21 protein-coding genes and 1 tRNA gene are annotated in these 25,927 nt (G+C 60.9%); 16 read left to right on the plus strand and 6 right to left on the minus strand.

Annotated features, from left to right (window positions below; all coding sequences use genetic code 11):
* Positions 1-19 precede the first annotated feature (19 nt).
* Positions 20-106 (minus strand) — tRNA-Leu (locus QF039_RS32060).
* A gap of 224 nt (positions 107-330) precedes the next feature.
* On the opposite strand from QF039_RS32060, the gene rnr reads away from it, so the two are divergent.
* The 14 genes from rnr to QF039_RS32130 all read left to right on the plus strand — a co-directional run bounded on the left by rnr (position 331) and on the right by QF039_RS32130 (position 19,142).
* Positions 331-2,964: a ribonuclease R gene (gene rnr, locus QF039_RS32065; RefSeq protein WP_003217496.1), complete on the plus strand. Its 2,634-nt coding sequence runs from the start codon at positions 331-333 to the stop codon at positions 2,962-2,964.
* Complete coding sequence (gene rlmB, locus QF039_RS32070) at positions 2,961-3,716, plus strand: 23S rRNA (guanosine(2251)-2'-O)-methyltransferase RlmB (RefSeq protein ID WP_003217493.1); 756 nt, start codon at positions 2,961-2,963, stop codon at positions 3,714-3,716. The genes rnr and rlmB overlap by 4 nt, the downstream gene beginning before the upstream one ends.
* A gap of 307 nt (positions 3,717-4,023) precedes the next feature.
* Positions 4,024-4,446 carry a 30S ribosomal protein S6 gene (rpsF, locus tag QF039_RS32075; RefSeq protein WP_003217491.1) on the plus strand — a complete coding sequence of 141 codons (423 nt, stop codon included), beginning with the start codon at positions 4,024-4,026 and terminating at the stop codon, positions 4,444-4,446.
* A 28-nt stretch (positions 4,447-4,474) separates the two neighbouring features.
* Positions 4,475-4,705, plus strand: a complete 231-nt coding sequence (gene rpsR / locus QF039_RS32080; RefSeq protein WP_002551829.1) for a 30S ribosomal protein S18 — start codon at positions 4,475-4,477, stop codon at positions 4,703-4,705.
* Positions 4,706-4,741: 36 nt separating this feature from the next.
* On the plus strand, positions 4,742-5,629 hold the full coding sequence (locus QF039_RS32085) for a hypothetical protein (protein WP_003217488.1): 888 nt from the start codon (positions 4,742-4,744) through the stop codon (positions 5,627-5,629).
* Positions 5,630-5,647: 18 nt separating this feature from the next.
* Positions 5,648-6,094: a 50S ribosomal protein L9 gene (gene rplI, locus QF039_RS32090; protein ID WP_003171376.1), complete on the plus strand. Its 447-nt coding sequence runs from the start codon at positions 5,648-5,650 to the stop codon at positions 6,092-6,094.
* A gap of 120 nt (positions 6,095-6,214) precedes the next feature.
* Complete coding sequence (gene dnaB, locus QF039_RS32095; RefSeq protein ID WP_003217484.1) at positions 6,215-7,609, plus strand: replicative DNA helicase; 1,395 nt, start codon at positions 6,215-6,217, stop codon at positions 7,607-7,609.
* A gap of 99 nt (positions 7,610-7,708) precedes the next feature.
* A complete protein-coding gene (locus tag QF039_RS32100; RefSeq protein ID WP_008439091.1) occupies positions 7,709-10,012 on the plus strand; it encodes a YgiQ family radical SAM protein in 2,304 nt (767 codons plus the stop codon).
* Positions 10,013-10,232: 220 nt separating this feature from the next.
* Positions 10,233-11,153 (plus strand): hypothetical protein, encoded by a 921-nt coding sequence (locus QF039_RS32105; protein ID WP_008439090.1) that lies wholly within the window; start codon positions 10,233-10,235, stop codon positions 11,151-11,153.
* Positions 11,150-11,602 carry a hypothetical protein gene (locus tag QF039_RS32110; protein WP_008439089.1) on the plus strand — a complete coding sequence of 151 codons (453 nt, stop codon included), beginning with the start codon at positions 11,150-11,152 and terminating at the stop codon, positions 11,600-11,602. Before QF039_RS32105 ends, QF039_RS32110 begins: the two co-directional genes overlap by 4 nt.
* Positions 11,603-11,647: 45 nt before the next feature.
* Positions 11,648-12,097 carry a hypothetical protein gene (locus QF039_RS32115; RefSeq protein WP_087692472.1) on the plus strand — a complete coding sequence of 150 codons (450 nt, stop codon included), beginning with the start codon at positions 11,648-11,650 and terminating at the stop codon, positions 12,095-12,097.
* A gap of 187 nt (positions 12,098-12,284) precedes the next feature.
* Positions 12,285-15,575 carry a DUF2126 domain-containing protein gene (locus tag QF039_RS32120; protein ID WP_003217475.1) on the plus strand — a complete coding sequence of 1,097 codons (3,291 nt, stop codon included), beginning with the start codon at positions 12,285-12,287 and terminating at the stop codon, positions 15,573-15,575.
* A 190-nt stretch (positions 15,576-15,765) separates the two neighbouring features.
* On the plus strand, positions 15,766-18,252 hold the full coding sequence (locus QF039_RS32125) for a circularly permuted type 2 ATP-grasp protein (RefSeq protein ID WP_307522541.1): 2,487 nt from the start codon (positions 15,766-15,768) through the stop codon (positions 18,250-18,252).
* Complete coding sequence (locus QF039_RS32130; protein WP_003217471.1) at positions 18,252-19,142, plus strand: transglutaminase family protein; 891 nt, start codon at positions 18,252-18,254, stop codon at positions 19,140-19,142. The genes QF039_RS32125 and QF039_RS32130 overlap by 1 nt, the downstream gene beginning before the upstream one ends.
* A 70-nt stretch (positions 19,143-19,212) precedes the next feature.
* Here the strand turns inward: QF039_RS32130 and QF039_RS32135 are convergent, their stop codons facing one another.
* Positions 19,213-19,392, minus strand: coding sequence for a hypothetical protein (locus QF039_RS32135; RefSeq protein ID WP_003217470.1), 180 nt, complete (start codon positions 19,390-19,392; stop codon positions 19,213-19,215).
* 68 nt (positions 19,393-19,460) lie between these two features.
* On the minus strand, positions 19,461-20,048 hold the full coding sequence (locus QF039_RS32140) for a TIGR00730 family Rossman fold protein (RefSeq protein WP_003217468.1): 588 nt from the start codon (positions 20,046-20,048) through the stop codon (positions 19,461-19,463).
* 337 nt (positions 20,049-20,385) lie between these two features.
* Here QF039_RS32140 and azu point away from each other — a divergent pair, with 337 nt between their 5' ends.
* On the plus strand, positions 20,386-20,832 hold the full coding sequence (azu, locus tag QF039_RS32145) for an azurin (RefSeq protein ID WP_008439083.1): 447 nt from the start codon (positions 20,386-20,388) through the stop codon (positions 20,830-20,832).
* Positions 20,833-21,107: 275 nt separating this feature from the next.
* Here azu and nadE read toward each other — a convergent pair whose 3' ends face one another.
* The 3 genes from nadE to QF039_RS32160 form a co-directional block, all read right to left on the minus strand.
* Positions 21,108-21,935, minus strand: a complete 828-nt coding sequence (gene nadE, locus QF039_RS32150) for an ammonia-dependent NAD(+) synthetase (RefSeq protein WP_003217462.1) — start codon at positions 21,933-21,935, stop codon at positions 21,108-21,110.
* Between the two features lie 3 nt (positions 21,936-21,938).
* Positions 21,939-23,153 (minus strand): nicotinate phosphoribosyltransferase, encoded by a 1,215-nt coding sequence (pncB, locus tag QF039_RS32155; RefSeq protein WP_003217456.1) that lies wholly within the window; start codon positions 23,151-23,153, stop codon positions 21,939-21,941.
* Between the two features lie 214 nt (positions 23,154-23,367).
* On the minus strand, positions 23,368-24,264 hold the full coding sequence (locus tag QF039_RS32160; protein WP_003217454.1) for a LysR family transcriptional regulator: 897 nt from the start codon (positions 24,262-24,264) through the stop codon (positions 23,368-23,370).
* Between the two features lie 154 nt (positions 24,265-24,418).
* Between QF039_RS32160 and QF039_RS32165 the strand changes: the two genes are divergently transcribed.
* Positions 24,419-25,909 carry an aldehyde dehydrogenase family protein gene (locus QF039_RS32165; protein ID WP_003217452.1) on the plus strand — a complete coding sequence of 497 codons (1,491 nt, stop codon included), beginning with the start codon at positions 24,419-24,421 and terminating at the stop codon, positions 25,907-25,909.
* Positions 25,910-25,927: the final 18 nt, after the last annotated feature.

Raw genomic sequence — 25,927 nt, forward strand, 5'->3', positions numbered from 1 at the left:
ATAACCTTGAGTTTGAAATTGGTGCCCAGGAGAAGACTCGAACTTCCACGACCTTGCGATCACCAGCACCTGAAGCTGGCGTGTCTACCAATTTCACCACCTGGGCAGCATCAACAACGTTGCCGTCGTCGATGGCGCGCACTATACGGAGGCTATTTTGAGCTGTAAAGCCCTGCCATGAAAAAAGTCTGGAATATTTCGCCGACGGTCGCGCAAGGTGCATTCCAAGGGCTACAAAGTGCTTTTACGGGCTTGTTGACACCTGAAATTTCCCGTTTCAATACGCGTATGCCAAACTAACCCGCATATAGACAAGGTGAAAACTCTCTAATGGCCGATTGGCAGTCCCTCGATCCCGAGGCCGCTCGTGAAGCGGAAAAATATGAAAACCCTATTCCTAGCCGCGAACTGATCCTGGCGCACCTCGCCGATCGGGGTTCGCCTGCTAGCCGCGAGCAGCTGGTTGAAGAGTTCGGTCTGACCACCGAAGACCAACTCGAGGCCCTGCGTCGTCGCCTGCGCGCCATGGAGCGCGATGCCCAGTTGATCTACACCCGCCGCGGCACCTACGCGCCGGTGGACAAGCTCGACCTGATCCTCGGCCGCATCGCCGGCCACCGTGACGGTTTCGGCTTCCTGATCCCGGACGATGGCAGCGACGACCTGTTCATGAGCCCGGCGCAAATGCGCCTGGTGTTCGATGGCGACCGTGCCCTGGCCCGCGTTTCCGGCCTCGACCGTCGCGGTCGCCGTGAAGGCGTGATCGTCGAAGTGGTGTCCCGTGCCCACGAGTCCATCGTCGGCCGTTACTTCGAAGAAGGCGGCATCGGCTTCGTGGTGCCGGATAACCCCAAGGTTCAGCAGGAAGTGCTGATCACCCCGGGGCGCAATGGCGCCGCCAAAGTGGGCCAGTTCGTCGAGGTGAAAATCACCCACTGGCCCACTGCGCGCTTCCAGCCACAGGGCGATATCGTTGAAGTGGTCGGCAACTACATGGCGCCGGGCATGGAGATCGATGTTGCGCTGCGCACCTACGATATCCCTCACGTCTGGCCTGAGGCTGTGCTCAAAGAAGCCGCCAAGCTCAAGCCGGAAGTCGAAGAAAAAGACAAAGAGAAGCGCATCGACCTGCGTCATCTGCCGTTCGTCACCATTGACGGCGAAGATGCCCGCGACTTCGACGATGCGGTCTACTGCGAAGCCAAGCCTGGCAAACTGCGCCTGTTCTCCGGCGGCTGGAAGTTGTTCGTCGCGATTGCCGACGTGTCCAGCTACGTGAAGATCGGTTCGGCCCTGGACAACGAAGCTCAGGTGCGCGGCAACTCGGTGTACTTCCCCGAGCGCGTCATCCCGATGCTGCCTGAGCAGCTGTCCAACGGCCTGTGCTCCCTGAACCCGAAAGTCGACCGTTTGGCCATGGTGTGCGAGATGACCATCTCGAAAACCGGCGAAATGACCGACTACCAGTTCTACGAAGCGGTGATTCACTCCCAGGCGCGCCTGACCTACAACAAGGTCAGCACCATCCTGGAACAGCCGAAAACCAGCGAAGCCAAGGCCCTGCGCGGTGAGTACGGGCATGTCGTGCCGCATCTCAAGCAGCTCTACGCGCTGTACAAGGTGCTGTTGGGCGCTCGTCACGTGCGTGGCGCGATCGACTTTGAAACTCAGGAAACCCGGATTGTCTTCGGTTCCGAGCGCAAGATCGCCGCAATCACCCCGACCACGCGCAACGATGCTCACAAGCTGATCGAGGAATGCATGCTGGCGGCCAACGTGGCCACCGCAGAATTCCTCAAAAAGCACGAGATTCCTGCGTTGTACCGGGTGCACGACGGCCCGCCGCCGGAGCGTCTGGAGAAGCTGCGCGCGTTCCTCGGTGAGCTCGGCCTGTCCCTGCACAAAGGCAAGGACGGCCCGACGCCGAAGGACTACCAGGCTCTGCTCGCGAGCATCAAGGACCGTCCGGATTACCACGTGATCCAGACCGTCATGCTGCGCTCCCTGAGCCAGGCGGTGTACAGCGCCGATAACCAGGGCCACTTCGGCCTGAATTACGAAGCGTACACCCACTTCACCTCGCCGATTCGTCGTTACCCGGACTTGCTCACGCACCGGGCGATCCGCAGCGTGATCCATTCCAAGCAGAACACCCCGCACGTCAAGCGTGCTGGTGCCATGACCATTCCGAAGGCACGGATCTATCCGTACGACGAAGCGGCCCTGGAACAGTTGGGCGAGCAGTGCTCCATGAGCGAGCGCCGTGCCGACGAAGCCACCCGCGACGTAGTGAACTGGCTCAAGTGCGAGTTCATGAAAGACCGCGTGGGCGAGTCGTTCCCGGGTGTGATCACTGCCGTGACCGGTTTTGGTTTGTTCGTCGAGCTGACCGACATCTACGTCGAGGGCCTGGTGCATGTCACCGCCTTGCCGGGTGACTACTACCACTTCGACCCTGTGCATCACCGCCTGGCGGGCGAGCGCACCGGTCGCAGCTTCCGTCTGGGCGATACCGTTGAAGTGCAGGTCATGCGCGTCGACCTCGACGAGCGCAAGATCGATTTCGGTATGCCTGACAAGCCGGCTGAACCGACTGGCCGTAAAAAACGTGGCAGCGAAACTGCAGCCCCGGCCAGCAAAGGCAAAGGCGCTCCTGCGAAAGCAGCGGTCGCCGAGCCTGCGCCAGCCAAGCCTGCGCGTCGTTCGTCTGCCAAGGACAAGGCCCCCGAAGCCTACCGCCCTAGCGATGCCGCGGCGAAAAACGCCGAGCTGCGCAAGAGCCGCGAGTTGAAGCAGCAGTTGCTCAACGAAGCCAAAAGCGGTGGTAAAGCGGCGTCTGGGGGAAAGTCCCGCGAGGCGGAAAAGCCGTCGAGCAAGCCGAGTAAACACCGTAAAGGCCCGCCAAAAGCGGGTTCGGCCCCCGCGAAAAGCGGCGGGTCGCGCAAACCTAAGGCCAAGTCATGAGTCTGGAAAAAATCTACGGCGTACACGCCGTAGAAGCATTGCTGCGTCACCACCCGAAGCGCGTCAAGCAGGTGTGGTTGGCAGAAGGCCGCAGTGAGCCGCGTGTTCAAGCGCTGGTCGAACTGGCCAATCAGAACAAAGTTGCCATCGGCCAGGCCGAGCGGCGCGAGATGGACGTCTGGGTCGAAGGCGTTCACCAGGGCGTGGTAGCCGACGTCAGTCCAAGCCAGGTCTGGGGCGAAGCGATGCTCGACGAGCTGCTCGACCGCACCGAAGGCGCACCGCTGTTGCTGGTGCTCGACGGCGTGACCGATCCGCACAACCTCGGCGCCTGCCTGCGTTCGGCGGATGCCGCCGGTGCGTTGGCGGTGATCGTGCCTAAAGACAAGTCGGCAACCTTGACGCCTGTCGTGCGTAAAGTCGCCTGCGGTGCGGCGGAAGTGATTCCGTTGGTGGCCGTGACCAACCTGGCGCGCACCCTGGAGAAACTCCAGCAGCGCGGCCTGTGGGTCGTGGGTACGGCGGGGGAGGCTGAGGTCAGCATTTATGACCAGGACCTCACCGGCCCGACCATCCTGATCATGGGGGCCGAAGGCAAGGGCATGCGTCGCCTGACCCGTGAGCATTGCGATTACCTGGTGCACCTGCCGATGGCCGGTAGCGTCAGCAGCCTCAACGTTTCAGTCGCAACGGGCGTCTGCCTGTTCGAAGCCCAGCGCCAGCGCGGCGCCAAGGCTAAAGCCAAGAAATAACCAAGTCTGGCGCAGGTCAAAATGTGGGAGGGGGCTTGCTCCCGAATACGGTGTATCAGTCAGTGCATTTGGTGACTGGCACATCGCTTTCGGGAGCAAGCCCCCTCCCACATTTGTTTTTGTGGTGTATGGGGGCTGTTCAAATAATCACCAATCACCTTGCACCCTTTCTCCCCCTTCTCTACAATTGCGCCCCTTGCCTTCATGGCAGGCACGCATGTGCCTCCCTTCGGCAAGATCCATAAGTGTCATTCACTCCTTGTCTGACCGTTTTTGAGCGGCAGGCTACAACCCGTAAGGAGCATTCATGCGTCATTACGAAATCATCTTTTTGGTCCACCCGGATCAAAGCGAGCAAGTCGGCGGCATGGTAGAGCGTTACACCAAGCTGATCGAAGAAGACGGCGGCAAAATCCACCGTCTGGAAGATTGGGGCCGTCGTCAACTGGCCTACGCAATCAACAATGTTCACAAGGCTCACTACGTGATGCTGAACGTTGAGTGCACTGGCAAGGCCCTGGCCGAGCTGGAAGACAACTTCCGCTACAACGATGCAGTGATCCGTAACCTGGTCATCCGTCGCGAAGAAGCCGTTACCGGCCAATCCGAGATGCTCAAGGCTGAAGAAAACCGCAGTGAGCGCCGTGAGCGTCGCGACCGTCCTGAGCACGAAGGCGCTGAAAGCGCTGATAGTGATGACAGCGACAACAGCGATAACGCTGACGAGTAATCCACGGACCTTTTAAGGAGCCTATCAAATGGCACGTTTCTTCCGTCGTCGTAAATTCTGCCGCTTCACCGCTGAAGACGTGAAGGAGATCGATTACAAAGATCTCAACACTCTGAAAGCCTACGTATCCGAGACCGGCAAAATTGTTCCAAGCCGCATCACCGGTACCAAAGCTCGTTATCAGCGTCAGCTGGCCACCGCTATCAAGCGCGCCCGCTTCCTGGCCCTGCTGGCCTACACCGACAGCCACGGCCGCTGAGACCGGGCAGTCGACAAGTAGTAAGGGATTGAATGCATGCGCGCCTTAGCTGAGTTCATCATGCGCGGTCGTGTGCAGGCCACTCTGGTAGTGGCTGGATGTGCAGCATTGCCGTTGTTGTATTGGTTGGGTGCTGCCGCGGGTTGCCTTGTGCTTCTGCGGCGCGGTTTGAAGGACGCCCTTGGCGTTCTTGCCCTGGGGATACTGCCGGCCTTGGTCTGGTGGTTGAAATTCGATGATCCACGGGTACTTCTGGTACTGCTCGGTTCATCGACCCTTGCGTTGGTTTTGCGCGCAAGTGAGTCCTGGGTCCGTACGCTGCTGGTCAGCGTGGCATTGGGGTTGGTGTATTCACTGGCGCTTGGCGCGGCTTTCCGCCCGCAAATCGAGGCGCTGGCGCAGGAGATCATAAAGATCCTGCCGCTGGCCCTCGGGGATCTCTACCAGCAGTTATCGGTAGAGGAGCGAGCGCGCTTTGCGTCAGTGGTTGCACCGATGCTTACCGGCCTGATAGCGGCACTGTTGCAGATTGTCAGCTTGCTGAGCCTGATTCTTGGGCGTTACTGGCAGGCGTTGTTGTATAACCCGGGTGGTTTTGGTCGCGAGTTTCGCAGTATCAGAATCCCCGCTGGACCGGCGATGTTGCTGCTGGCGTTCATGGTGGTCGGGCCGACTTTTGGCCTGGCGCTGTTGGTGCCGTTGTGCAGCGTACCGCTGGTATTCGCCGGCCTGTCCCTGATTCATGGGCTGGTGGCGCAAAAGCGACTGGGCAGATTCTGGCTGGTGGGGTTGTACGTGACGCTGTTGCTGTTCATGCAGCTGATCTATCCGTTACTCGTGGTCTTGGCCATTGTCGACGGCCTGATTGATTTTCGCGGTCGTCTGGCGCCGAAAGACGCCGATAACGCGAACGGTGAAGGTTAAAAGTTAGAGGATTTTCACATGCAACTGATCCTTCTGGAAAAAGTCGCCAACCTGGGCAACCTGGGCGACAAAGTGAACGTTAAGGCCGGCTACGGTCGTAACTACCTGCTGCCATACGGCAAAGCCACCGCTGCAACCGCTGCCAACCTGGCTGCGTTTGAAGAGCGTCGTGCTGAGCTGGAAAAAGCAGCAGCAGACAAAAAAGCTTCGGCCGAAACTCGCGCTGCCCAACTGGCTGAGCTGGAAGTGACTATCACTGCCACCGCCGGTGACGAAGGCAAGCTGTTCGGTTCGATCGGCACCCACGACATCGCTGATGCACTGACCGCCTCCGGCGTTGAAGTGCAGAAGAGCGAAGTTCGTCTGCCGAACGGCACCATCCGCAACGTTGGCGAATTCGATGTAGCCGTGCACCTGCACGCTGAAGTCGAAGCAACCGTACGCGTTGTTGTGGTAGCAGCTTAAGCAACACCTAACTGACTGGCACCTCGCGTGCCAGGCAGTTAACATCGGGCACGATCCTGTTCACAGGTCGTGCCTTTTGTTTTTCTGTAGCTCCTGATTCTCCAACTATTCCAAGTGGCCATGAACGATATCTCCGCTCCTGAGCAATATGACCTGCAAACCGCTGCCCTGAAGGTGCCGCCGCATTCCATCGAGGCCGAACAGGCCGTGCTCGGTGGCTTGATGCTGGACAACAACGCTTGGGAACGCGTGCTGGATCAAGTCTCGGACGGCGATTTCTACCGTCATGACCACCGCCTGATCTTCCGCGCCATTGCCAAGCTGGCCGACCAGAACTCACCGATCGACGTGGTGACCCTGGCCGAGCAGTTGGACAAGGAAGGCCAGACGTCCCAAGTGGGCGGCCTGGGTTACCTGGGCGAGCTGGCGAAAAACACGCCATCGGTCGCCAACATCAAGGCGTATGCGCAGATCGTCCGTGCGCGGGCCACGTTGCGCCAGTTGATCGGCATCGCCACCGAGATCGCCGACAGCGCGTTCAACCCGGAAGGCCGCACTGCCGAAGAGATTCTCGACGAAGCCGAACGGCAGATCTTCCAGATCGCCGAGGCCCGGCCTAAAACCGGCGGCCCGGTCAGCGTCAACGACTTGCTGACCAAGGCCATCGACCGTATCGACACCTTGTTCAACACCGACAACGCCATCACCGGCCTGTCCACCGGCTACACCGACCTCGACGGCATGACCAGCGGCCTGCAGCCAGCCGACTTGATCATCGTCGCCGGCCGTCCGTCCATGGGTAAAACCACCTTCGCCATGAACCTGGTGGAAAACGCCGTGTTGCGCAGCGACAAGGCCGTACTGGTTTATTCCCTGGAGATGCCAGGCGAATCGCTGATCATGCGTATGCTGTCGTCCCTGGGCCGCATCGACCAGACCAAGGTGCGTGCCGGTCGCCTGGAAGACGACGATTGGCCGCGCCTGACCTCGGCGGTCAACCTGCTCAACGATCGCAAGCTGTTTATCGATGACACCGCGGGCATCAGCCCGTCGGAAATGCGCGCGCGTACCCGACGCCTGGTGCGTGAGCACGGCGACATCGCCCTGATCATGATCGACTACCTGCAGTTGATGCAGATCCCGGGCTCCAGCGGTGACAGCCGGACCAACGAGATTTCCGAGATTTCCCGCTCGTTGAAAGCCCTGGCCAAGGAATTCAACTGCCCGGTGGTTGCCCTGTCGCAGCTCAACCGATCTCTTGAGCAGCGTCCGAACAAACGCCCGATCAACTCCGACTTGCGGGAATCCGGAGCGATCGAGCAGGATGCTGACGTGATCATGTTCGTATACCGGGACGAGGTGTATCACCCGGAGACCGAGCATAAAGGCATCGCTGAAATCATTATCGGTAAACAGCGTAACGGGCCAATCGGCACCACGCGCCTGGCCTTCATCGGTAAATACACCCGCTTCGAGAACCTGGCGCCGGGCAGCTATAACTTCGAAGACGAGTAAAAGCGCTGCCCGCCAATTCCGACTGCAAAGGTCGGAATTGGTCAAATTTTGTGCTATATTCCGCGCCCGCGATTTTTCATCTCAACACCGGTCACCGTCATGCAAACAGCCAAGCCGTTATTTGACTATCCCAAGTACTGGGCCGAATGTTTCGGTCCTGCGCCATTCCTGCCGATGAGCAGGGAGGAGATGGATCAGCTTGGCTGGGATTCATGCGACATCATCATCGTCACCGGTGACGCGTACGTGGACCATCCGTCGTTCGGCATGGCAATCATCGGCCGGCTGCTGGAGTCCCAGGGCTTTCGCGTCGGGATCATTGCCCAGCCCAACTGGCAGTCCAAAGACGACTTCATGAAGCTCGGCGAGCCGAACCTGTTCTTCGGCGTCGCGGCCGGCAACATGGACTCGATGATCAACCGCTACACCGCCGACAAGAAAATCCGCTCCGATGACGCCTACACCCCAGGCGGCATGGCCGGCAAACGTCCGGACCGCGCGAGCCTGGTCTACAGCCAGCGCTGCAAGGAAGCCTACAAGCACGTGCCGATCGTGCTCGGCGGCATCGAAGCCTCCCTGCGCCGCATCGCCCACTACGACTACTGGCAGGACCGTGTACGCAACTCGATCCTGATCGACGCCTGCGCCGATATCCTGCTGTACGGCAACGCCGAGCGGGCCATCGTCGAAGTCGCCCAGCGCCTGTCGTGGGGCCACAAGATCGAAGACATCACCGACGTGCGCGGCACTGCGTTCATTCGCCGTGACACGCCTGAAGGCTGGTACGAGGTGGACTCCACCCGTATCGACCGTCCGGGCAAGATCGACAAGATCATCAACCCGTACGTGAACACCCAGGACACCCAGGCCTGCGCCATCGAGCAGGAAAAGGGCCCGGTGGAAGACCCGGAAGAGGCCAAGGTGGTACAGATCCTGGCCAGCCCGCGCATGACCCGTGACAAGACCGTGATCCGTCTGCCGTCCGTGGAAAAAGTCCGTGGCGACTCGGTGCTGTATGCCCACGCCAACCGCGTGCTCCACCTGGAAACCAACCCGGGCAACGCCCGCGCGCTGGTACAGAAGCACGGCGAAGTGGATGTGTGGTTCAACCCGCCGCCCATTCCCATGACTACCGAAGAAATGGACTACGTGTTCGGCATGCCTTACGCCCGTGTTCCACACCCGGCGTACGGCAAGGAAAAGATCCCGGCCTACGACATGATCCGCTTCTCGGTGAACATCATGCGTGGCTGCTTCGGCGGCTGCACCTTCTGCTCGATCACCGAGCACGAAGGCCGGATCATCCAGAACCGTTCCGAAGAGTCGATCATTCGCGAAATCGAAGAGATCCGCGACAAGGTGCCAGGCTTCACCGGCGTCATTTCCGACCTCGGCGGCCCGACCGCGAACATGTACCGCATTGCCTGCAAGAGCCCGGAAATCGAATCCGCGTGCCGCAAGCCATCCTGCGTGTTCCCGGGCATCTGCCCGAACCTGAACACCGACCACTCGTCGTTGATCCAGCTGTACCGCAGCGCCCGTGCGTTGCCGGGTGTGAAGAAGATCCTGATCGCTTCCGGCCTGCGCTACGACCTCGCGGTCGAGTCGCCGGAGTACGTGAAGGAGCTGGTGACCCACCACGTCGGTGGTTACCTGAAGATCGCCCCGGAACACACCGAGGAAGGTCCGCTCAACCAGATGATGAAACCGGGCATCGGCAGCTATGACAAGTTCAAGCGCATGTTCGAGAAGTACACCAAGGAAGCGGGCAAGGAGCAGTACCTGATTCCTTACTTCATCGCCGCCCACCCGGGCACCACCGATGAAGACATGATGAACCTGGCCCTGTGGCTCAAGGGCAACGGCTTCCGCGCCGACCAGGTGCAGGCGTTCTACCCGTCGCCAATGGCCACCGCCACGGCGATGTACCACTCGGGCAAGAACCCGCTGCGCAAGGTCACCTACAAGAGCGACGCGGTGACCATCGTCAAGAGCGAAGAACAGCGCCGCCTGCACAAGGCCTTCCTGCGCTACCACGACCCGAAGGGCTGGCCGATGCTGCGTGAAGCCTTGACTCGCATGGGCCGTGCCGACCTGATCGGGCCGGGCAAGGAGCAACTGATCCCGTTGCACCAACCGTCCACCGACAGCTACCAGAGCGCCCGTCGCAAAAACTCGACGCCGGCTGGCAGCCACAAGGTTGCGAAGGAAACCACCACCAGGATCCTCACCCAGCACACCGGCCTGCCGCCGCGTGGCAGTGATGGCAGCAACCCTTGGGACAAGCGCGAGCAAGCCAAGGCCGCGGCCATGGCGCGCAACAAGCAGGCCGCCAAGGAGCGCACCGACGCCGCCAAGGGCAAAGGCAAGAAGCCAGCCCGCAAGCCGGTGGTGCCGCGTTGATCGCAGCCTGAAACGCAAAACGCCAGCCTCGTGCTGGCGTTTTGCTTTCTAGCGGGTGGGTAGCCTGTTTGTTAAGGTGGCGCCCATTCGAGCGCCATCGCAGGCAAGCCAGCTCCCACATGTGACCGGGTTTCAGCATGAGAATGCGGTCGAATGTGGGAGCGGGCTTGCTCGCGAAAGCGCCAGTTCAGACACCACCCATTTCAAGGAAGAACACCCCATGAGCAGCCCCCTGCTTGGCATCGGCATGGACTCCAACCGCTCCCAGTTCATGGCCCGCCAGCGCATCGAAAGCCAGATCAACCTGCCACGCCTGTTTGCCGCCATCGACGCCGACCCCGGCATTGTGGGGGCGGGTGTGGTGTATATCGATGCTGACTTCAACATCGTGACCCTGCGTGAATTCAAACCCCTCTGCAGCATTAAGCCCAAGCGCGTGATTCTGCGGGAGGCGCAGAAGTACATTGCCCCCACGCAATTTGCTGAACATGTTGTGAGTAATCCGCGCGAATCCCGCCTGATTGGTGAGGCCGTGAATACCGGCATTTCTTGTTTTGGCGCCGTCATCAGTTGGGCGGCTATTGCCAGCGGAACCATTTTGGTTCCATTCAGCGCCGGCGCGAGTTCGGTCATCGTCGTGGTCGGATACGCGGCTGCTGGTGCAAGCGCACTCCAGTGTTTCAATGGCATTACTCGAACGGTACTCGAGGTGGCAAGGCCAGAGGGAAATGATTGGCTCGACAGCGAGGCGTGGTATCAGAACACCTCAACGGTTTTGGACGCAGTATCGTTAGCTGGAGTGGGTGCCTCCGCCCTGACGACAATAAAACTTGTCAATGTCGCGAAGGCGGCCACAGGCAAGACGTTGCGCGAGGTGCTTCGTGGCTTGAATCGACAAGAAAGAGCGAAGCTCACAAAAGAACTGCTGACCATCAATGACCCTCGCCTCACATCGAAGATGCTCAAGCTCAAGCAGTTGTCGGGCGAACTGCCCAAGCGTTTTACCCCGACCCAACTTAAACACAGTACCAAAACCCAGATTAAAGACGCCTTAGGCGCAACGGCGGGCCTTATCGGGAGTGCTTACACGGGCAACGTAAAAACCATCGCATTGGGGTTGTATGAGGAGGTCGGAGAATGAGCGAGCTGATGACGCTTCGTGATTTTTTCAGGCATTACTTCCTTACTTTTATCGGTGGTGTATTTGCGGCCTATTTTTCTTTGGGCTTCGCTACAGCGCTTTCCTTTGCGACCTATTTTCGTGATTCGCCTCTCGCTGGCGGCTTGGGCTTTTCGATCATGCTCATCGGAGCATTGCTGATCCTGTTAACGGTCCATAGCAATTTCATGATTTTGCGCGGGCGCCCGTCGTGGGTGTGGGTAATGGTGGGTATTTACTTCGCCTGCTTTCTGTTTGTGCTTCCCATGATTCAGTACGCGCCGCACGCCGTTCTTTATGGCCTGGCGTTGGTTTTTCCGCTGTTTGGCCTCTTGATACTCAACAGCTCTGTTCAGCGAGATATGCGTATTAAACTCGTAGGAATTCGCCACATTCGGCAGTCTTTGAAGACCAAGAGCCGAACCCGATAGGTATCAGGACATCACTCCTGTCGATTTTTATCAGGGAATCGAGCAATGAACCAAGCACCGAGCATTCGCGGTTTTCTGTCTCGGTATTTTCCTGTTTTCATGGGGGCGATATTGGCATCGGTATTTTCCCTGGCCTTTGCGGTGCCATTGTTTTTTGAAAGCTATTTCCGGGATCTTTCTGTGGCCGATACCGCTAAGTACTCCTTTATCGGCGGAATCGCTTTAACGATGGTCATCGTGCACTGCAACTTCATGATTGCGCGCGGGCACCCGCAATGGGTCGGGCCACTGGTGGTGTTACTGGGGCTTTGTTTCGCGTGTGTGCTGCCCACTATCGTGTATCAGCCGCATGCGTTCATTTATGGCGTGAGCGTGCTTTTACCCTTGCTTGCACTGCTATTGCTTAACAGCAAGCGCCACCGCGAAATGCGCCAGAAGCTGGTCGAAGTGCGCCACCTGCGTGAAGCCGTGATCGCCAGGCACAAAGCCCGTTGACTGGGTAGATTCAACACCCACCCTCACACTCCCGCCACAAATATGTGCAACCCTCGCACCACGACGGCAGCCATCGCGCCGTTTTGGTGCTGTACTGCACCGGGTCCCACGATAAAGCGCAATGACCACTGCTCTGGCATAAGTCTTGCGCGCTTTGTTTCCATGCCCTGGCTCGCAGGAGGCCGCCGTGTCGATTCATGTCGCGTTGCACCACGTTACGCATTACCGCTACGACCGCGCGGTCGAACTCGGCCCACAGATTGTTCGTCTGCGTCCGGCGGCCCATAGCCGCACGCGGATTCTTTCCTACGCGCTGAAGGTGCTGCCGGAACAGCACTTCATCAATTGGCAGCAAGATCCCCAGGGCAATTACCTGGCGCGTCTGGTGTTCCCGGAAAAAACTGACGAGCTGCGCATCGAAGTCGACCTGGTCGCGGAGATGGCGGTATTCAATCCGTTCGATTTCTTCCTGGAACCCTACGCCGAAAAAATCCCGTTCAGCTACGCCGCCGATGAGCAGCGCGAGCTGGCGCCGTACCTCGAAACATTGCCGCTGACCCCGAGATTCGCCGCGTATCTGGCAGGTATCGACCGCACGCCGTTGCCGGCAGTGGATTTCCTGGTGGGCCTGAATCAGCGCCTGGCCGCCGATATCGGCTACCTGATCCGCATGGAGCCGGGGGTACAAACTCCGGAATTCACCCTGGAAAACGCCTCCGGTTCCTGCCGGGATTCGGCGTGGTTGCTGGTGCAACTGCTGCGCAACCTTGGGTTGGCGGCACGGTTTGTGTCGGGCTACCTGATCCAGCTGACCGCCGACGTCAAAGCCCTCGATGGCCCGTCCGGCACCGAGGTGGATTTCACCGACCTGCACGCCTGGTGCGAAGTGTATTTGCCCGGCGCCGGCTGGATCGGCCTCGATGCCACCTCCGGTTTGTTCGCCGGTGAAGGTCATATCCCGTTGGCCTGTAGTCCTGATCCTTCTTCCGCGGCGCCCATCAGCGGCCTGGTGGAACCCTGCGAGTGCGAATTTACCCACGAGATGTCCGTGGAACGGATTTGGGAAGCGCCCAGGGTTACCAAGCCCTACACCGAAGAGCAGTGGCTGGCGATCCAGGCCCTGGGCCGGCAGATCGACGGTGACCTGCACAAGGACGACGTACGCCTGACCATGGGCGGCGAACCCACCTTCGTTTCCATCGACGACCCCGACGGCGCCGAATGGAACACCGCCGCCCTGGGCCCGGACAAACGCCGGCTGTCCGCCGAGCTGTTCCAGCGCATGCGCAAGCACTACGCACCCAAGGGCCTGGTGCATTTCGGCCAGGGCAAGTGGTACCCCGGCGAGCAACTGCCGCGCTGGTCCCTCAACTGCTACTGGCGCCGCGACGGCGTGCCGATCTGGCACAACAGCGCGCTGATCGCCGATGAGCAGCAAAGCTACGGTGCCGACGGCGTGATGGCCGGGCGGTTCCTGGCCAGCGTTGCCGAGCGCCTGAAACTGCCCGCGCAGTTTGTATTCCCGGCCTACGAAGACAATTTCTATTACCTGTGGCGCGAAGGCGCCTTGCCGCAAAACGTCAGCGCCGAAGATCCGCGCCTGGAGGATAAGCTTGAGCGCGAACGCCTGCGCAAGGTCTTCAGCCAGGGCCTGGATAAAGTCATCGGCCAGGTGCTGCCGCTGGCACGCACGGCGGCCAATGACCGCTGGCAGAGCGGGCGCTGGTACCTGCGGGACAACCATTGCCGCCTGGTGCCGGGCGATTCACCGTTGGGTTATCGCCTGCCACTGGCCTCGCAACCGTGGGTAACGGCGGCGGACTATCCGTTCGTGCACCCCACCGATCCCAATCAGGACCTGGCAGACCTGCCGACCACCTCACAACTGCAAAGCCATGGCGAGGCAGCTGCCAGCCAAGACCGTATCCCGAAGATCGACGAGTCTGCCGACTGGCTGACCCGCACCGCCCTGTGCGCCGAGGCACGGGACGGCCGCTTGTACCTGTTCATGCCGCCGCTGGAACGGGTCGAGGATTACCTGGAACTGGTGGCCGCCATCGAAGCCACCGCCGAAGAACTGCATTGCCCGGTGTTGCTGGAAGGCTATGAGCCGCCGAGCGACCCACGCCTGAGCAACTTCCGGGTGACGCCGGATCCGGGTGTGATCGAGGTCAACGTGCAGCCGTCCGCCACCTGGGACGAGTTGGTGGAACGCACCGAATTTCTCTACGAAGAAGCCCGGCAAACCCGCCTCACCACAGAAAAATTCATGATCGACGGGCGCCACACCGGCACCGGCGGCGGTAACCACTTTGTGCTCGGTGGCGCTACGCCCAAGGATTCGCCGTTCCTGCGGCGTCCCGATCTGCTGCGCAGCCTGATCAGCTATTGGCATAACCACCCGTCGCTGTCCTACCTGTTTTCCGGCCTGTTCATCGGCCCGACTTCCCAGGCGCCACGGGTCGACGAAGCGCGCAACGATGCGTTGTATGAGCTGGAAATCGCCTTCGCGCAGATGCCCGAAGCGGGCGAAGAATGCCCGCCATGGTTGGTGGACCGCCTGCTGCGCAACCTGCTGATCGACGTCACTGGCAACACCCACCGCGCCGAGTTCTGCATCGACAAGCTCTACTCGCCGGACGGTGCCACCGGCCGCCTGGGCCTGCTGGAATTGCGTGCCTTTGAAATGCCGCCCCACGCCCGCATGAGCCTGACCCAGCAGTTGCTGCTGCGGGCACTGGTCGCGCGGTTCTGGCGTGAACCCTATGCGCCGCCGAAGCTGGCGCGCTGGGGCACAGAGCTGCATGACCGCTTCCTGCTGCCGCACTTTATCGAGCAGGATTTTGCCGACGTGATCGTCGAGCTGAACGCTGCCGGTTATCCGCTGCGGGCCGAATGGTTTGCCGCGCACCTGGAGTTCCGTTTTCCCAAGGTCGGTGACTACGCCGTCAGCGGCATCGAACTGGAATTGCGCCAAGCCCTTGAGCCCTGGCATGTGCTGGGCGAAGAGGGTGCGGTGGGCGGTACGGTGCGTTACGTGGATTCGTCCCTGGAGCGCCTGCAGGTCAAGTTGAGTGGCCTGCCGCCCCAGCGTTACCTGCTGACCTGCAATGGCATCCCGGTGCCGCTGCAACCCACCGGGCGCGTCGGCGAGTTTGTGGCTGGCGTGCGTTATCGCGCCTGGCAACCGGCCAACTGTTTGCAGCCGACCATCCCGGTGCATGCGCCACTGGTGTTCGATCTTTTGGACACATGGATGCAGCGCTCGCTGGGCGGTTGCCAGTACCATGTCGCCCACCCGGGCGGGCGCAATTACGACAGCCTGCCGGTGAATGCCAATGAAGCTGAAAGCCGGCGGATGGCGCGGTTTTTCCGCTTGGGACACAGCCCCGGGAAATTGCCGGTGCCGAGTGTGGTGATCAATGATGAATTGCCGATGACCCTGGATTTGCGGCGCTTCCCCAATAAGAATGACTAAATGCGATTCAAAATGTGGGAGCAGGGTTTGTGTGGGAGCTGGCTTGCCTGCGATAGCATCACCTCGGTTTAACAGAGGCTCCGAGGTGCTTGCATCGCAGGCAAGCCAGCTCCCACACAAGCCTGCTTGCACACTGGATTTGCAGTGTTTGTAAATTAATCTGACTTCCCTTGCCTCTGCCGAGCGTTCCATGCCCGACTTGCTCGACCGTTACCCGCTGACCGCGGGCACTTATCACGAACTGCTGGACGACAGCGGCGCGGTTCGCGCCCATTGGCAGCGGCTGCTCGATCACTTGCAACGCAGCACCCCGGCGCAACTGGCCCAGCGCCAGGCCTTGCTGACCCGGCAGATCCAGGAAAACGGCGTGACCTACAACGTCTACGCCGACCCCAAGGGCGCCGATCGTCCCTGGGAGCTGGACCTGCTGCCCCACGTGCTGGCCGCCGATGAATGGAAGCAACTCTCCGCCGGCATCGCCCAGCGTGCGCGCCTGTTGAATGCGGTACTGGCCGACCTCTACGGCCCGCAACGCCTGATCGCCGAAGGCTTGCTGCCGGCAGAACTGGTGTTCGGCCATAACAATTTCCTGTGGCCGTGCCAGGGCATCCAGCCGCCCGACGGCGCGTTCCTGCACCTGTACGCCGTGGACCTGGCGCGTACGCCGGATGGCCGCTGGTGGGTCACCGCCGACCGGACCCAGGCCCCGTCCGGCGCCGGTTATGCTTTGGAAAACCGCACCATCGTGTCCCGCGCCTTCCCGGACCTGTACCGCGACTTGCAGGTGCAGCACCTCACCGGGTTCTTCCGCACCTTGCAGGAAACCCTGGCCCGCCAGGCGCCGAGCGACGACCAGCCACCGCTGATCGTGCTGCTGACCCCGGGCCGTTTCAACGAAAGCTATTTCGAGCATCTGTACCTCGCCCGCCAGCTTGGCTACCCGCTGGTGGAAGGCGGCGACTTGACCGTGCGCGACGCCACGGTGAACCTCAAGACCCTCAGCGGCCTGCGCCGGGTGCACGCGATCATGCGCCGCCTGGACGACGACTTCTGCGACCCGCTGGAACTGCGCACCGACTCGGCCCTCGGCGTGCCCGGCCTGCTGGATGCCGTGCGCCAGGGCAATGTGCTGGTGGCCAACGCCTTGGGCAGTGGCGTGCTGGAATCCCCTGGCCTGTTGGGATTTCTGCCGAAGATCAATCAATTCCTGTTTGGCGAAGAGCTGATCCTGCCGTCCATCGCGACCTGGTGGTGCGGTGAGCCGCCGGTGCTGGCCGAAGCCCTGGAGAAACTGCCGGAGCTGCTGATCAAGCCGGCGTTTCCGTCGCAAAGCTTCACCCCGGTATTTGGCCGCGACTTGAACGACGAACAACGCGAGGCCCTGGCTGAGCGCATGCGCGCGCGGCCTTACGCCTATGTCGCCCAGGAACTTGCGCAGTTGTCCCAGGCGCCGGTCTGGCACACCGTTGACGATCACCTTCAGCACCGCGCCATCGGCATGCGTGTGTACGCCGTAGCCAGCGCCGACGGTTATCGGGTACTGCCCGGTGGCCTGACCCGTGTGGCCGCCGATGCCGATGCCGAAGTGGTGTCGATGCAGCGCGGGGGTGCGAGCAAGGACACCTGGGTGCTCGGCGAACGCGCCCATGGCACCGAGCAATGGCGCGCCCAACGGGCCATCGGCGCCCATGACCTGGTGCGGCGTGATCCGTACCTGCCGTCGCGGGTGGTGGAAAACCTGTTCTGGTTTGGCCGTTATTGCGAGCGCTGTGATGACAGTGCGCGCTGGTTGCGGATCGTCCTCGCCCGCTATGTCGACGGAGACGACCCGCTGGCGCTGCAGGCAGCGGTTGAACTGGGTGAGAACCTGCGACTGTTGCCGGAGGAGGGCGAGTTGCCTGAGCGGCTTCAGGCGGCGTTGCTCGGTGATGACTGGCCGTCGAGCCTGCGGGCCAACTTGCAGCGCTTGCAGTGGGCGGCGTCCCAGGTGCGCGGCAAGTTGTCCCGGGAAAACTGGCAGGCGCTGGTGGAGTTGCAGCGCGAAGCCCTGGAGCTGGAAAGCGAAGAGCCGGACTTCGGCGAACTGCTGGATTTCCTCAACCGCCTGGTGATGTCCCTGGCCGCGCTGTCGGGCTTTGCCCTTGACGACATGACCCGCGACGAAGGCTGGCGCTTCCTGATGATGGGCCGGCGCATCGAGCGCCTGCAGTTTCTCAGCAGCAGCCTGGCGGCGTTCCTGCGCGGCGTGGCGGTGTTCGATCAGGCCGGGCTGGAGTGGTTGCTGGAACTGGGCAACAGCAGCATCACCTATCGTTCGCGCTACCTTGCGGTACCGCAGCTGATTCCGGTGCTGGACCTGTTGCTGCTGGATGAGCAAAACCCTCACGCAGTGCTGTTCCAGCTGAAACTGGTGAGCCGCACCTTGCGTCGCTTGAATGACGATTTCAGCGTGCCCCGGGAAACCGGGTTGGCGCCGTTGGTGGAGCGCCTGGCGCGCTTTGACCTGGGCTGCCTGGAGAATCCGCTGTTCGGCGAGTCCAGTGTGCGCGCTGCGCTGGACGGCCTGGCCGACCTGCTGCAAGCGGTGGCCGATGAAAGTGGGCAAGTCTCGGATCGCCTGGCCTTGCGCCATTTTGCCCATGTGGACGATGTCAGCCAGCAAACGGTGTCTGTGTGATGAGTGCCCGCTACCAGATTTTCCACGATACCCACTACCACTACGACAGCCCGGTGTCCCTGGCCCAGCAGCTGGCGCACCTGTGGCCGCGGCCTTGCGCCTGGCAGCGCTGCAGCTCGCAGCAACTGGAGATCAGCCCAGAACCGACCTCGCGCCGGGATGAACTGGATGTGTTCGGCAACCCGATCACCCGGCTGGCATTCGAGCGGCCCCATGATGAACTGCTGGTGAACGCCGGGCTGACAGTGGAGGTGTTGGCGCGGCCGCTGCTGGATTTCAGCCTGTCGCCGGCCTGGGACCAGACCCGCAACGGCCTGACCTACAGCAGCCAGCCGCTGTCGGCCGAAGTGATCGAGGCGTGCCGCTATCGGTTCGAATCGCCCTATGTGCATTTGAAGAAAAGCTTCGTCGAGTTCTCCGAAGACTGTTTCCCGGCCGGTCGTCCGTTGCTGTTGGGTGTGCAGGCGCTGATGCAGAAGATCTTCAGCGAATTTACTTTCGATGCCGAAGCCACCCAGGTCGCCACGCCGTTGGTGGAAGTGCTGGAGCGCCGGCGCGGCGTGTGCCAGGACTTCGCCCACCTGATGCTCGCGTGCCTGCGTTCCCGGGGCCTGGCGGCGCGGTATATCAGTGGTTACCTGCTGACCCAGCCACCGCCCGGCCAACCACGGTTGATCGGCGCGGATGCGTCCCACGCGTGGGTGTCGGTGTTTTGCCCGGTGTCGGGTTGGGTGGATTTTGACCCGACCAACAATGTGCAGCCGGCACTGGAACACATCACCCTGGCCTGGGGCCGGGACTTTTCCGATGTTTCGCCGTTGCGGGGGGTGATTCTGGGGGGAGGGAGCCATGACCCGGAAGTGCGGGTGACGGTGATGCCGCTGGAGTAATGCACATATCTCAAATCGGGACGCGGAGCGCCCCAGGATGCATTCCCACGCGGAGCGTGGGAACGATCACCTATTCAGCGTCTTTCGGTGCTTCGGTTTCGTCTGTAGCCACTGTACCTTCAGCATCCGGGTTCAGTGCACCGGCTTCTTCGTCGGCTGCAATTTTCTTGCGCTGCAGCTTTTCCTCTTTCTTCTGCTCTTTGGCCAAGTCTCTCTGACGTTTGGCGAAGGAGTAATTAGGTTTTGCCATGGGCGATCCTCTGGGGTCGAAGGTGAGGTTGAGCGGCGCGTATTCTGCCTTTAATCGCGTCCCAAGGGTTAATCGGGTTTTTGGTCCACCCATTTGGGCAGGACCAGCGGTTGCCAGGCATCCAGTACGTCAAGCAGCTCAGCCGGCGATTCGCTCATTTGCAGCATGGCACGATGCGGTGCCCGGACGAAGCCTTCGCCGACGATATGATCAAGAAAATCGGTCAACTTGCGGTAAAAGCCGTTCACTTCGAGCAACCCCAGCGGTTTGCCGTGGTAGCCGAGCTGGCCCCAGGTCCAGACTTCGAACAGTTCTTCCAGGGTCCCCAGGCCGCCCGGCAGCGCAATAAAGGCGTCGCTCAGTTCGGCCATGCGTGCCTTGCGGGCGTGCATGCCGTCGACCACTTCCAGGCGGGTCAGGCCTTTGTGGCCGATTTCGAGGTTTTTCAGGCTTTCGGGAATAATTCCGATCACCTCGCCGCCGGCTTCCAGCGCCGCATCGGCGACGATACCCATCAGGCCCACGGCGCCGCCGCCGTACACCAGGGTCAGCTTGCGCTCGGCCAGCGCGCGCCCGAGGGCCACGGCTGCTTCACGGTAGGCCGGGTTGGTGCCGCTGCTGGCACCGCAAAACACACAGACAGACTTCAAGGACATACCTGACTCCACTCAGTTGTGGCTAAAGAGTAAAGGCTGGCTTGCGTCTCTCAAAGGATTAAACCTCGCGTTGAGGTGTTTCGCAGGTGCCGCTGGCACCACAGGCATAGGCGGCAAGCAGGCTGCGGAACAGACTATTGAGGTGCATGGCTGGGACTCCGGATGGGTGATGGACCGATCATAGGCCGGCACTCGCACTTTGGCCGGTAGATTGTGTCGATGAGTCTGATAGCCTAAAGTTGTATACAATCTGTTGATACAGATCATATGAAGTCCTGCCTGACTCAGGCACCCTTGTCGCAATATGCGTTTTTTAAACCCTGCCCTGGAGATTCACATGTTTGCCAAACTCGTTGCTGTTTCCCTGCTGACTCTGGCTAGCGGCCAGTTGCTTGCTGCAGAGTGCAAGGTCACTGTCGACTCCACTGACCAGATGTCCTTCAACACCAAGGCCATCGAAATCGACAAGAGCTGCAAGACGTTCACCGTTGAGTTGACCCACTCCGGCAGCTTGCCGAAAAACGTCATGGGCCATAACTGGGTGCTGAGTTCCGCCGCCGACATGCCTGGCATCGCCAGCGACGGCATGGCTGCCGGCATCGACAAGAACTACCTGAAAGACGGTGACACCCGCATCATCGCCCACACCAAGATCATCGGTGCCGGCGAGAAAGACTCCGTGACCTTCGATGTGTCGAAGCTGGCGGCAGGCACTGACTACGCGTTCTTCTGCTCGTTCCCAGGCCACATCTCGATGATGAAAGGCACTGTGACCCTGAAGTAAGCAATCTTCAGGCAAAAAAAGCGCCCTTCGGGGCGCTTTTTTTGCCTGTAGGCAGGCTGCTCTTGTGGCGAGGGAGCTTGCTCCCGCTGGGCTGCGGAGCAGCCCCAATAAGGTCACCGCGTAGCATCAGAAAGGTTTCAGGGGCCGCTTCGCGCCCCAGCGGGAGCAAGCTCCCTCGCCACAGCAAGCTCTTTCACCACAGCAAGCTCTGTTTCACCACAGCAAGCTCCTTCACCACAACAAGCCCTTTTGCCAGAATGAGCCGCTACGTCAGATCAGGGTGCAAACGGCATCACTCGCTTGTGCTCGGTCTTGCGATAGGTGTCGCAGATGATCTTGAAGGCTTCCTCGCGCACCGGCTCGCCGTGCAGGAACGCGTCGATCTCGGCATAGGTCACGCCATGGGACGCTTCGTCCGGCTTGCCCGGCGACAGGTCTTCCAGGTCGGCCGTCGGGATCTTCTCTACCAGCGATTCCGGAGCACCAAAGTGCCGGGCAATCGCGCGCACCTGGTTCTTCACCAGCCCGCTCAGCGGTGCCAGGTCGCAGGCGCCGTCACCGAACTTGGTGAAAAAGCCCATCACCGCTTCCGCCGCATGGTCGGTACCGATCACCAAGCCACCGGCCGCGCCGGCGATGGTGTACTGCGCCACCATGCGCATGCGCGCCTTGGTGTTGCCCAGCACGAAGTCCCGGGAGACTGCGGCCTTGCCTTCAAACGCCGCCACTTCATTGGCCAGGGATTTCACCGCCGGGCCGATGTTCACTGTGTGGCGCTCGTCGGGCTCGATAAAGTCCACGGACGCCTGGGCGTCGTGTTCGTCGAACTGGGTTTCGTAGGGCAGGCGCACCGCGATAAAGCGGTACGCATCGTCACCCTTGGCAGCCCGCAACTCTTGCATTGCACGCTGGGCCAGCAGGCCGGCGGTCAGGGAGTCGACGCCGCCGCTGATGCCCAGCACCAACGTCTTGAGGCCTGAATTGAGCAGGCAATCCTGGATAAAGGTAACGCGCCGGGCGACCTCCGCCTCAAGGGCGGCCTGGTCCTTGAACGGTGGTTGGACCTTGAGCTGTTCAGCAATCTCGCGCTGTACGGCTTGCATGATTCACTCCTTGCTGGGTAGGGCAGGTACTTTGAAAACGTGGCGCAAATAGGCGACAAAGTTCGGATCGGTGCAGTGGGTCTTGCCCGCTTCATCGGAAATCTTCGCGACGGGCTGGCCATTACAGGCAGTCATTTTAAGCACGATGCTCATCGGTTCCACACCTGGAATATCACAGGTCAGGTTGGTGCCGATGCCGAAGCTCACATTGATCCGACCACGCAGCGCGCGGAAAATCTCCAGCGCCTTGGGCAGCGACAGGCTGTCGGAGAACACCAGGGTCTTGCTCATGGGCTCGATCCCCAGCTTGTGATAGTGGGCGATCGCCTTTTCGGCCCATTGCACCGGGTCACCGGAGTCGTGGCGCAGGCCGTCGAAGAGCTTGGCGAAGTACAGGTCGAAATCGCTGAGAAACGCATCGGTGGTGATGCAATCGGTCAGGGCGATGCCCAGCAGGCCACGGTACTCGCGCACCCAGCAGTCGAGGGCGGCGATCTGGCTGTCGATCAGGCGTGGGCCGAGTTGCTGGTGGGCCATGATCCATTCGTGGGCCATGGTGCCCAGCGGCTTCATATTCAGCTCGCGGGCCAGGTGCACGTTGCTGGTGCCGACAAAACGCCCGGGGAAGTCGTGCTTGAGCACGTTCACCACTTCTTCCTGCACGCGGTAGGAGAAGCGTCGACGCGTGCCGAAATCCGCGACCTGCAGTTCGGACAGTTCTTCGACGCTGGCGTTGGCCGTCAGCCAGTCGAACTTGCGATACAGCTGCTCGCGGGCCTGTTCGAGGATCACGCTCTGGTAGCGATAGCGGTTACGCACTTCGCTGACGATGGCCAGCATCGGCACTTCAAACAGGATCACGTGCAGCCATGGCCCGCGCAGGCGGATAAACAGCTCACCGTTTTCGATACCGGTGTGCACGTAGCGCAGGTTGAAGCGAAACAGCCCGAGGAAACGCAGGAAATCCGGCTTCATGAAGCTGATGCGTTCCAGGAAGCCCAGTTGGTCGGGGCTCAGGCTCAGCTCGGCGAGGCGCTCGATCTGGTAGCGGATCTCCGCCAGGTACGGGCGCAGGTCTTCACTGTTGCGGCAACGAAACTCCCATTCAACTTCCACGTTCGGGTAGTTGTGCAGCACCGCCTGCATCATGGTCAGCTTGTAGAAGTCGGTGTCGAGCAGGTTCTGCACGATGCGATCGGCAAACACACTCTCGCTCATAACGGGAATCTCCAGACGGGTCGGCGATGGGCGCCGACCTTTACGCACAATTAAGGAATGGCGCTAGTGGCGCATAGACCCGTGCTGTTTTGCCAGTGATTTTTTTGGGGATGACTACTGGCGCCATCGCAGGCAAGCCAGCTCCCACAGGTGAATGCATTCCAAAATGTGGGAGCTGGCTTGCCTGCGATAGCGGTATTGCAGGCAAAAAAGGTCAATCAGACTCAACCTGCTCCATCATCCACTTCACAAAATCCCGCACCTTGGGCACTTCCGCCGAGTGCTCGGGGTAGGCCAGGTAATACGCATCCTGGCTCGGCATCGCGTGCTGCCAGGGGATCACCAGCTTGCCTTCTGCTAGCTCTTCTTCCACCAGAAACCTGGGCAGCAGCGCCACACCGCAGCCAACCTGTGCGGCGCGAATGCACATATAAAAGGTCTCGAAGCGCGGCCCATGGTAGCTGTGCTCGGTGTGATGACCCTGGGCGGCGAACCAGTCGTGCCAGCCTTGCGGGCGCGAGGCGTTTTGCAGCAACACCAGTTCGCTCAGTTGCGTGGGGTCGGTAAATGCTTGGGCGGGCAGGCTGTCGGGTGAGCACACGGGCACCAGTTCTTCGCTGAACAGCTTGAGGCTCTCGGTGCCGGGCCGTGAGCCCTGGCCAAAGTAGAAGGCCAGGTCGGCCTTGCCTTGCAGCAGCTCGTCGGGCTCCTGTTCGTTGCACAGGTCCAGGTGAATCTGCGGATGGCGCAGTCGCCAGCCCTTGAGGCGCGGCACCAGCCAGCGGGCACCGAAGGTGTAGGGCGTGGACACCCGCAGCACTTCAGTCTCGCCGCCGTAGGAGCGCAGGTAATGGGTGGACATCTCCACCTGGGTGAGGATCTTGCGCACTTCCACCAGGTACAGATCGCCCGCCGGGGTCATCTGCAAGCGGCGGCGCACCCGGCGAAACAGCAGGTGCTGCAACAGTTCTTCCAGCTGCGCGACCTGTTTGCTGACAGCGCTCTGGGTGAGGTTCAGCTCTTCGGCGGCGCGGGTAAAACTCAGGTGGCGGGTGACCGCTTCGAAGCACTGCAGGGCGGTGATCGAGGGCAAATGTCTTTTATTCAGCACGGCACGCCTCTTTTTGTTCTTAGCATGAATAAACGGAATGATATCTCGCCTAATCGTCGTTTGTTGGCAAGTCTTGGGCCAGCTACAAATAAGGTCTGGATCGCCGCGACCGCTGGCGGCGCATATTTCTGTTTGTGGATTGAAGGAGTGACCCATGGTTGCCGCATTGCTTGATCGTCTCGGGGTAAACCCGGCGCTGTACCAGTCGGGTAAACAACCCGTGCATTCGCCCATTGATGGCAGCCGGATTGCCAGCGTGCACTGGGAAGGCGCCGCCGAGGTGGAGCAGCAGGTCAGTCGCGCCGAGCATGCATTCGAGGCCTGGCGCAAGGTGCCGGCCCCCCGTCGTGGTGAGCTGGTGCGCCAGTTCGGCGACGTGTTGCGCGAGTACAAGGCCGACCTCGGCGAGCTGGTGTCGTGGGAAGCCGGCAAGATCACCCAGGAAGGTTTGGGTGAAGTGCAGGAAATGATCGACATCTGCGACTTCGCCGTCGGCCTGTCGCGCCAGCTGTACGGCTTGACCATCGCCTCCGAGCGTCCGGGCCACCACATGCGTGAAACCTGGCACCCGCTGGGCGTGGTTGGCGTGATCAGCGCCTTCAACTTCCCGGTCGCCGTATGGGCGTGGAACACCGCGCTGGCGCTGGTGTGCGGCAACGCAGTGATCTGGAAACCGTCTGAAAAAACCCCGCTTACCGCCCTGGCCTGCCAGGCACTGTTCGAGCGCGTACTGAAGAACTTCAGCGATGCGCCGCCGTACCTCAGCCAGGTGATCATCGGTGGCCGCGATGCCGGCGCCGCACTGGTGGATGACCCGCGTGTTGCGCTGATCAGCGCCACCGGTAGCACCCGCATGGGCCGCGAAGTAGCGCCGAAAGTCGCTGCACGTTTTGCCCGCAGCATTCTCGAACTGGGCGGCAACAACGCGATGATCCTCGGCCCAAGCGCCGACCTGGACATGGCCGTGCGCGCGATTCTGTTCAGCGCCGTCGGTACTGCCGGGCAGCGCTGCACCAGCCTGCGCCGCTTGATCGCCCATGAGTCGGTGAAGGAGGAAATCGTCACCCGCCTCAAGGCTGCGTATTCCAAAGTGCGCATCGGCCATCCGCTGGAAGGCAACCTGATCGGCCCGCTGATCGACAAGCACAGCTTCGAAAACATGCAGGACGCCCTGGAGCAGGCCTTGAGCGAAGGCGGCCGGGTGTTTGGCGGCAAGCGCCAGTTGGAAGACACGTTCCCCAACGCTTACTACGTGTCGCCGGCCATCGTGGAAATGCCGGAGCAGAGTGATGTGGTGTGCACCGAGACGTTCGCGCCGATTCTGTATGTGGTCGGCTATACCGATTTCGCTGAAGCGCTGCGCCTGAACAATGCGGTGCCACAAGGCCTGTCTTCGTGCATCTTTACCACTGACGTGCGCGAGGCCGAGCAGTTCATGTCGGCGGTGGGCAGTGACTGCGGGATTGCCAACGTCAACATCGGCCCGAGCGGCGCGGAGATTGGTGGCGCGTTTGGCGGTGAGAAAGAGACCGGTGGCGGGCGTGAGTCGGGCTCGGATGCATGGCGCGGGTACATGCGTCGCCAGACCAACACCGTGAACTACTCGCTGGAACTGCCGCTGGCCCAGGGCATTACCTTCGACTGAATCTCTGCTCGAAGTGCG

This window comes from Pseudomonas sp. W2I6, from assembly GCF_030815935.1.
Classification (GTDB): Bacteria; Pseudomonadota; Gammaproteobacteria; order Pseudomonadales; family Pseudomonadaceae; genus Aquipseudomonas.

What these genes read in the sequence shown, in the direction of transcription:
- QF039_RS32115 (WP_087692472.1), top strand. Translation starts at nt 11,648, where the DNA reads ATGAACCAAGCACCGAGCATTCGCGGTTTTCTGTCTCGGTATTTTCCT.
- dnaB (WP_003217484.1), top strand. Translation starts at nt 6,215, where the DNA reads ATGAACGATATCTCCGCTCCTGAGCAATATGACCTGCAAACCGCTGCC.
- nadE (WP_003217462.1), bottom strand. Translation starts at nt 21,935, where the DNA reads ATGCAAGCCGTACAGCGCGAGATTGCTGAACAGCTCAAGGTCCAACCA.
- rpsF (WP_003217491.1), top strand. Translation starts at nt 4,024, where the DNA reads ATGCGTCATTACGAAATCATCTTTTTGGTCCACCCGGATCAAAGCGAG.
- QF039_RS32140 (WP_003217468.1), bottom strand. Translation starts at nt 20,048, where the DNA reads ATGTCCTTGAAGTCTGTCTGTGTGTTTTGCGGTGCCAGCAGCGGCACC.
- rnr (WP_003217496.1), top strand. Translation starts at nt 331, where the DNA reads ATGGCCGATTGGCAGTCCCTCGATCCCGAGGCCGCTCGTGAAGCGGAA.
- QF039_RS32125 (WP_307522541.1), top strand. Translation starts at nt 15,766, where the DNA reads ATGCCCGACTTGCTCGACCGTTACCCGCTGACCGCGGGCACTTATCAC.
- QF039_RS32105 (WP_008439090.1), top strand. Translation starts at nt 10,233, where the DNA reads ATGAGCAGCCCCCTGCTTGGCATCGGCATGGACTCCAACCGCTCCCAG.
- QF039_RS32100 (WP_008439091.1), top strand. Translation starts at nt 7,709, where the DNA reads ATGCAAACAGCCAAGCCGTTATTTGACTATCCCAAGTACTGGGCCGAA.
- QF039_RS32165 (WP_003217452.1), top strand. Translation starts at nt 24,419, where the DNA reads ATGGTTGCCGCATTGCTTGATCGTCTCGGGGTAAACCCGGCGCTGTAC.
- rplI (WP_003171376.1), top strand. Translation starts at nt 5,648, where the DNA reads ATGCAACTGATCCTTCTGGAAAAAGTCGCCAACCTGGGCAACCTGGGC.
- QF039_RS32110 (WP_008439089.1), top strand. Translation starts at nt 11,150, where the DNA reads ATGAGCGAGCTGATGACGCTTCGTGATTTTTTCAGGCATTACTTCCTT.
- QF039_RS32085 (WP_003217488.1), top strand. Translation starts at nt 4,742, where the DNA reads ATGCGCGCCTTAGCTGAGTTCATCATGCGCGGTCGTGTGCAGGCCACT.
- azu (WP_008439083.1), top strand. Translation starts at nt 20,386, where the DNA reads ATGTTTGCCAAACTCGTTGCTGTTTCCCTGCTGACTCTGGCTAGCGGC.
- QF039_RS32130 (WP_003217471.1), top strand. Translation starts at nt 18,252, where the DNA reads ATGAGTGCCCGCTACCAGATTTTCCACGATACCCACTACCACTACGAC.
- pncB (WP_003217456.1), bottom strand. Translation starts at nt 23,153, where the DNA reads ATGAGCGAGAGTGTGTTTGCCGATCGCATCGTGCAGAACCTGCTCGAC.
- rpsR (WP_002551829.1), top strand. Translation starts at nt 4,475, where the DNA reads ATGGCACGTTTCTTCCGTCGTCGTAAATTCTGCCGCTTCACCGCTGAA.
- rlmB (WP_003217493.1), top strand. Translation starts at nt 2,961, where the DNA reads ATGAGTCTGGAAAAAATCTACGGCGTACACGCCGTAGAAGCATTGCTG.
- QF039_RS32135 (WP_003217470.1), bottom strand. Translation starts at nt 19,392, where the DNA reads ATGGCAAAACCTAATTACTCCTTCGCCAAACGTCAGAGAGACTTGGCC.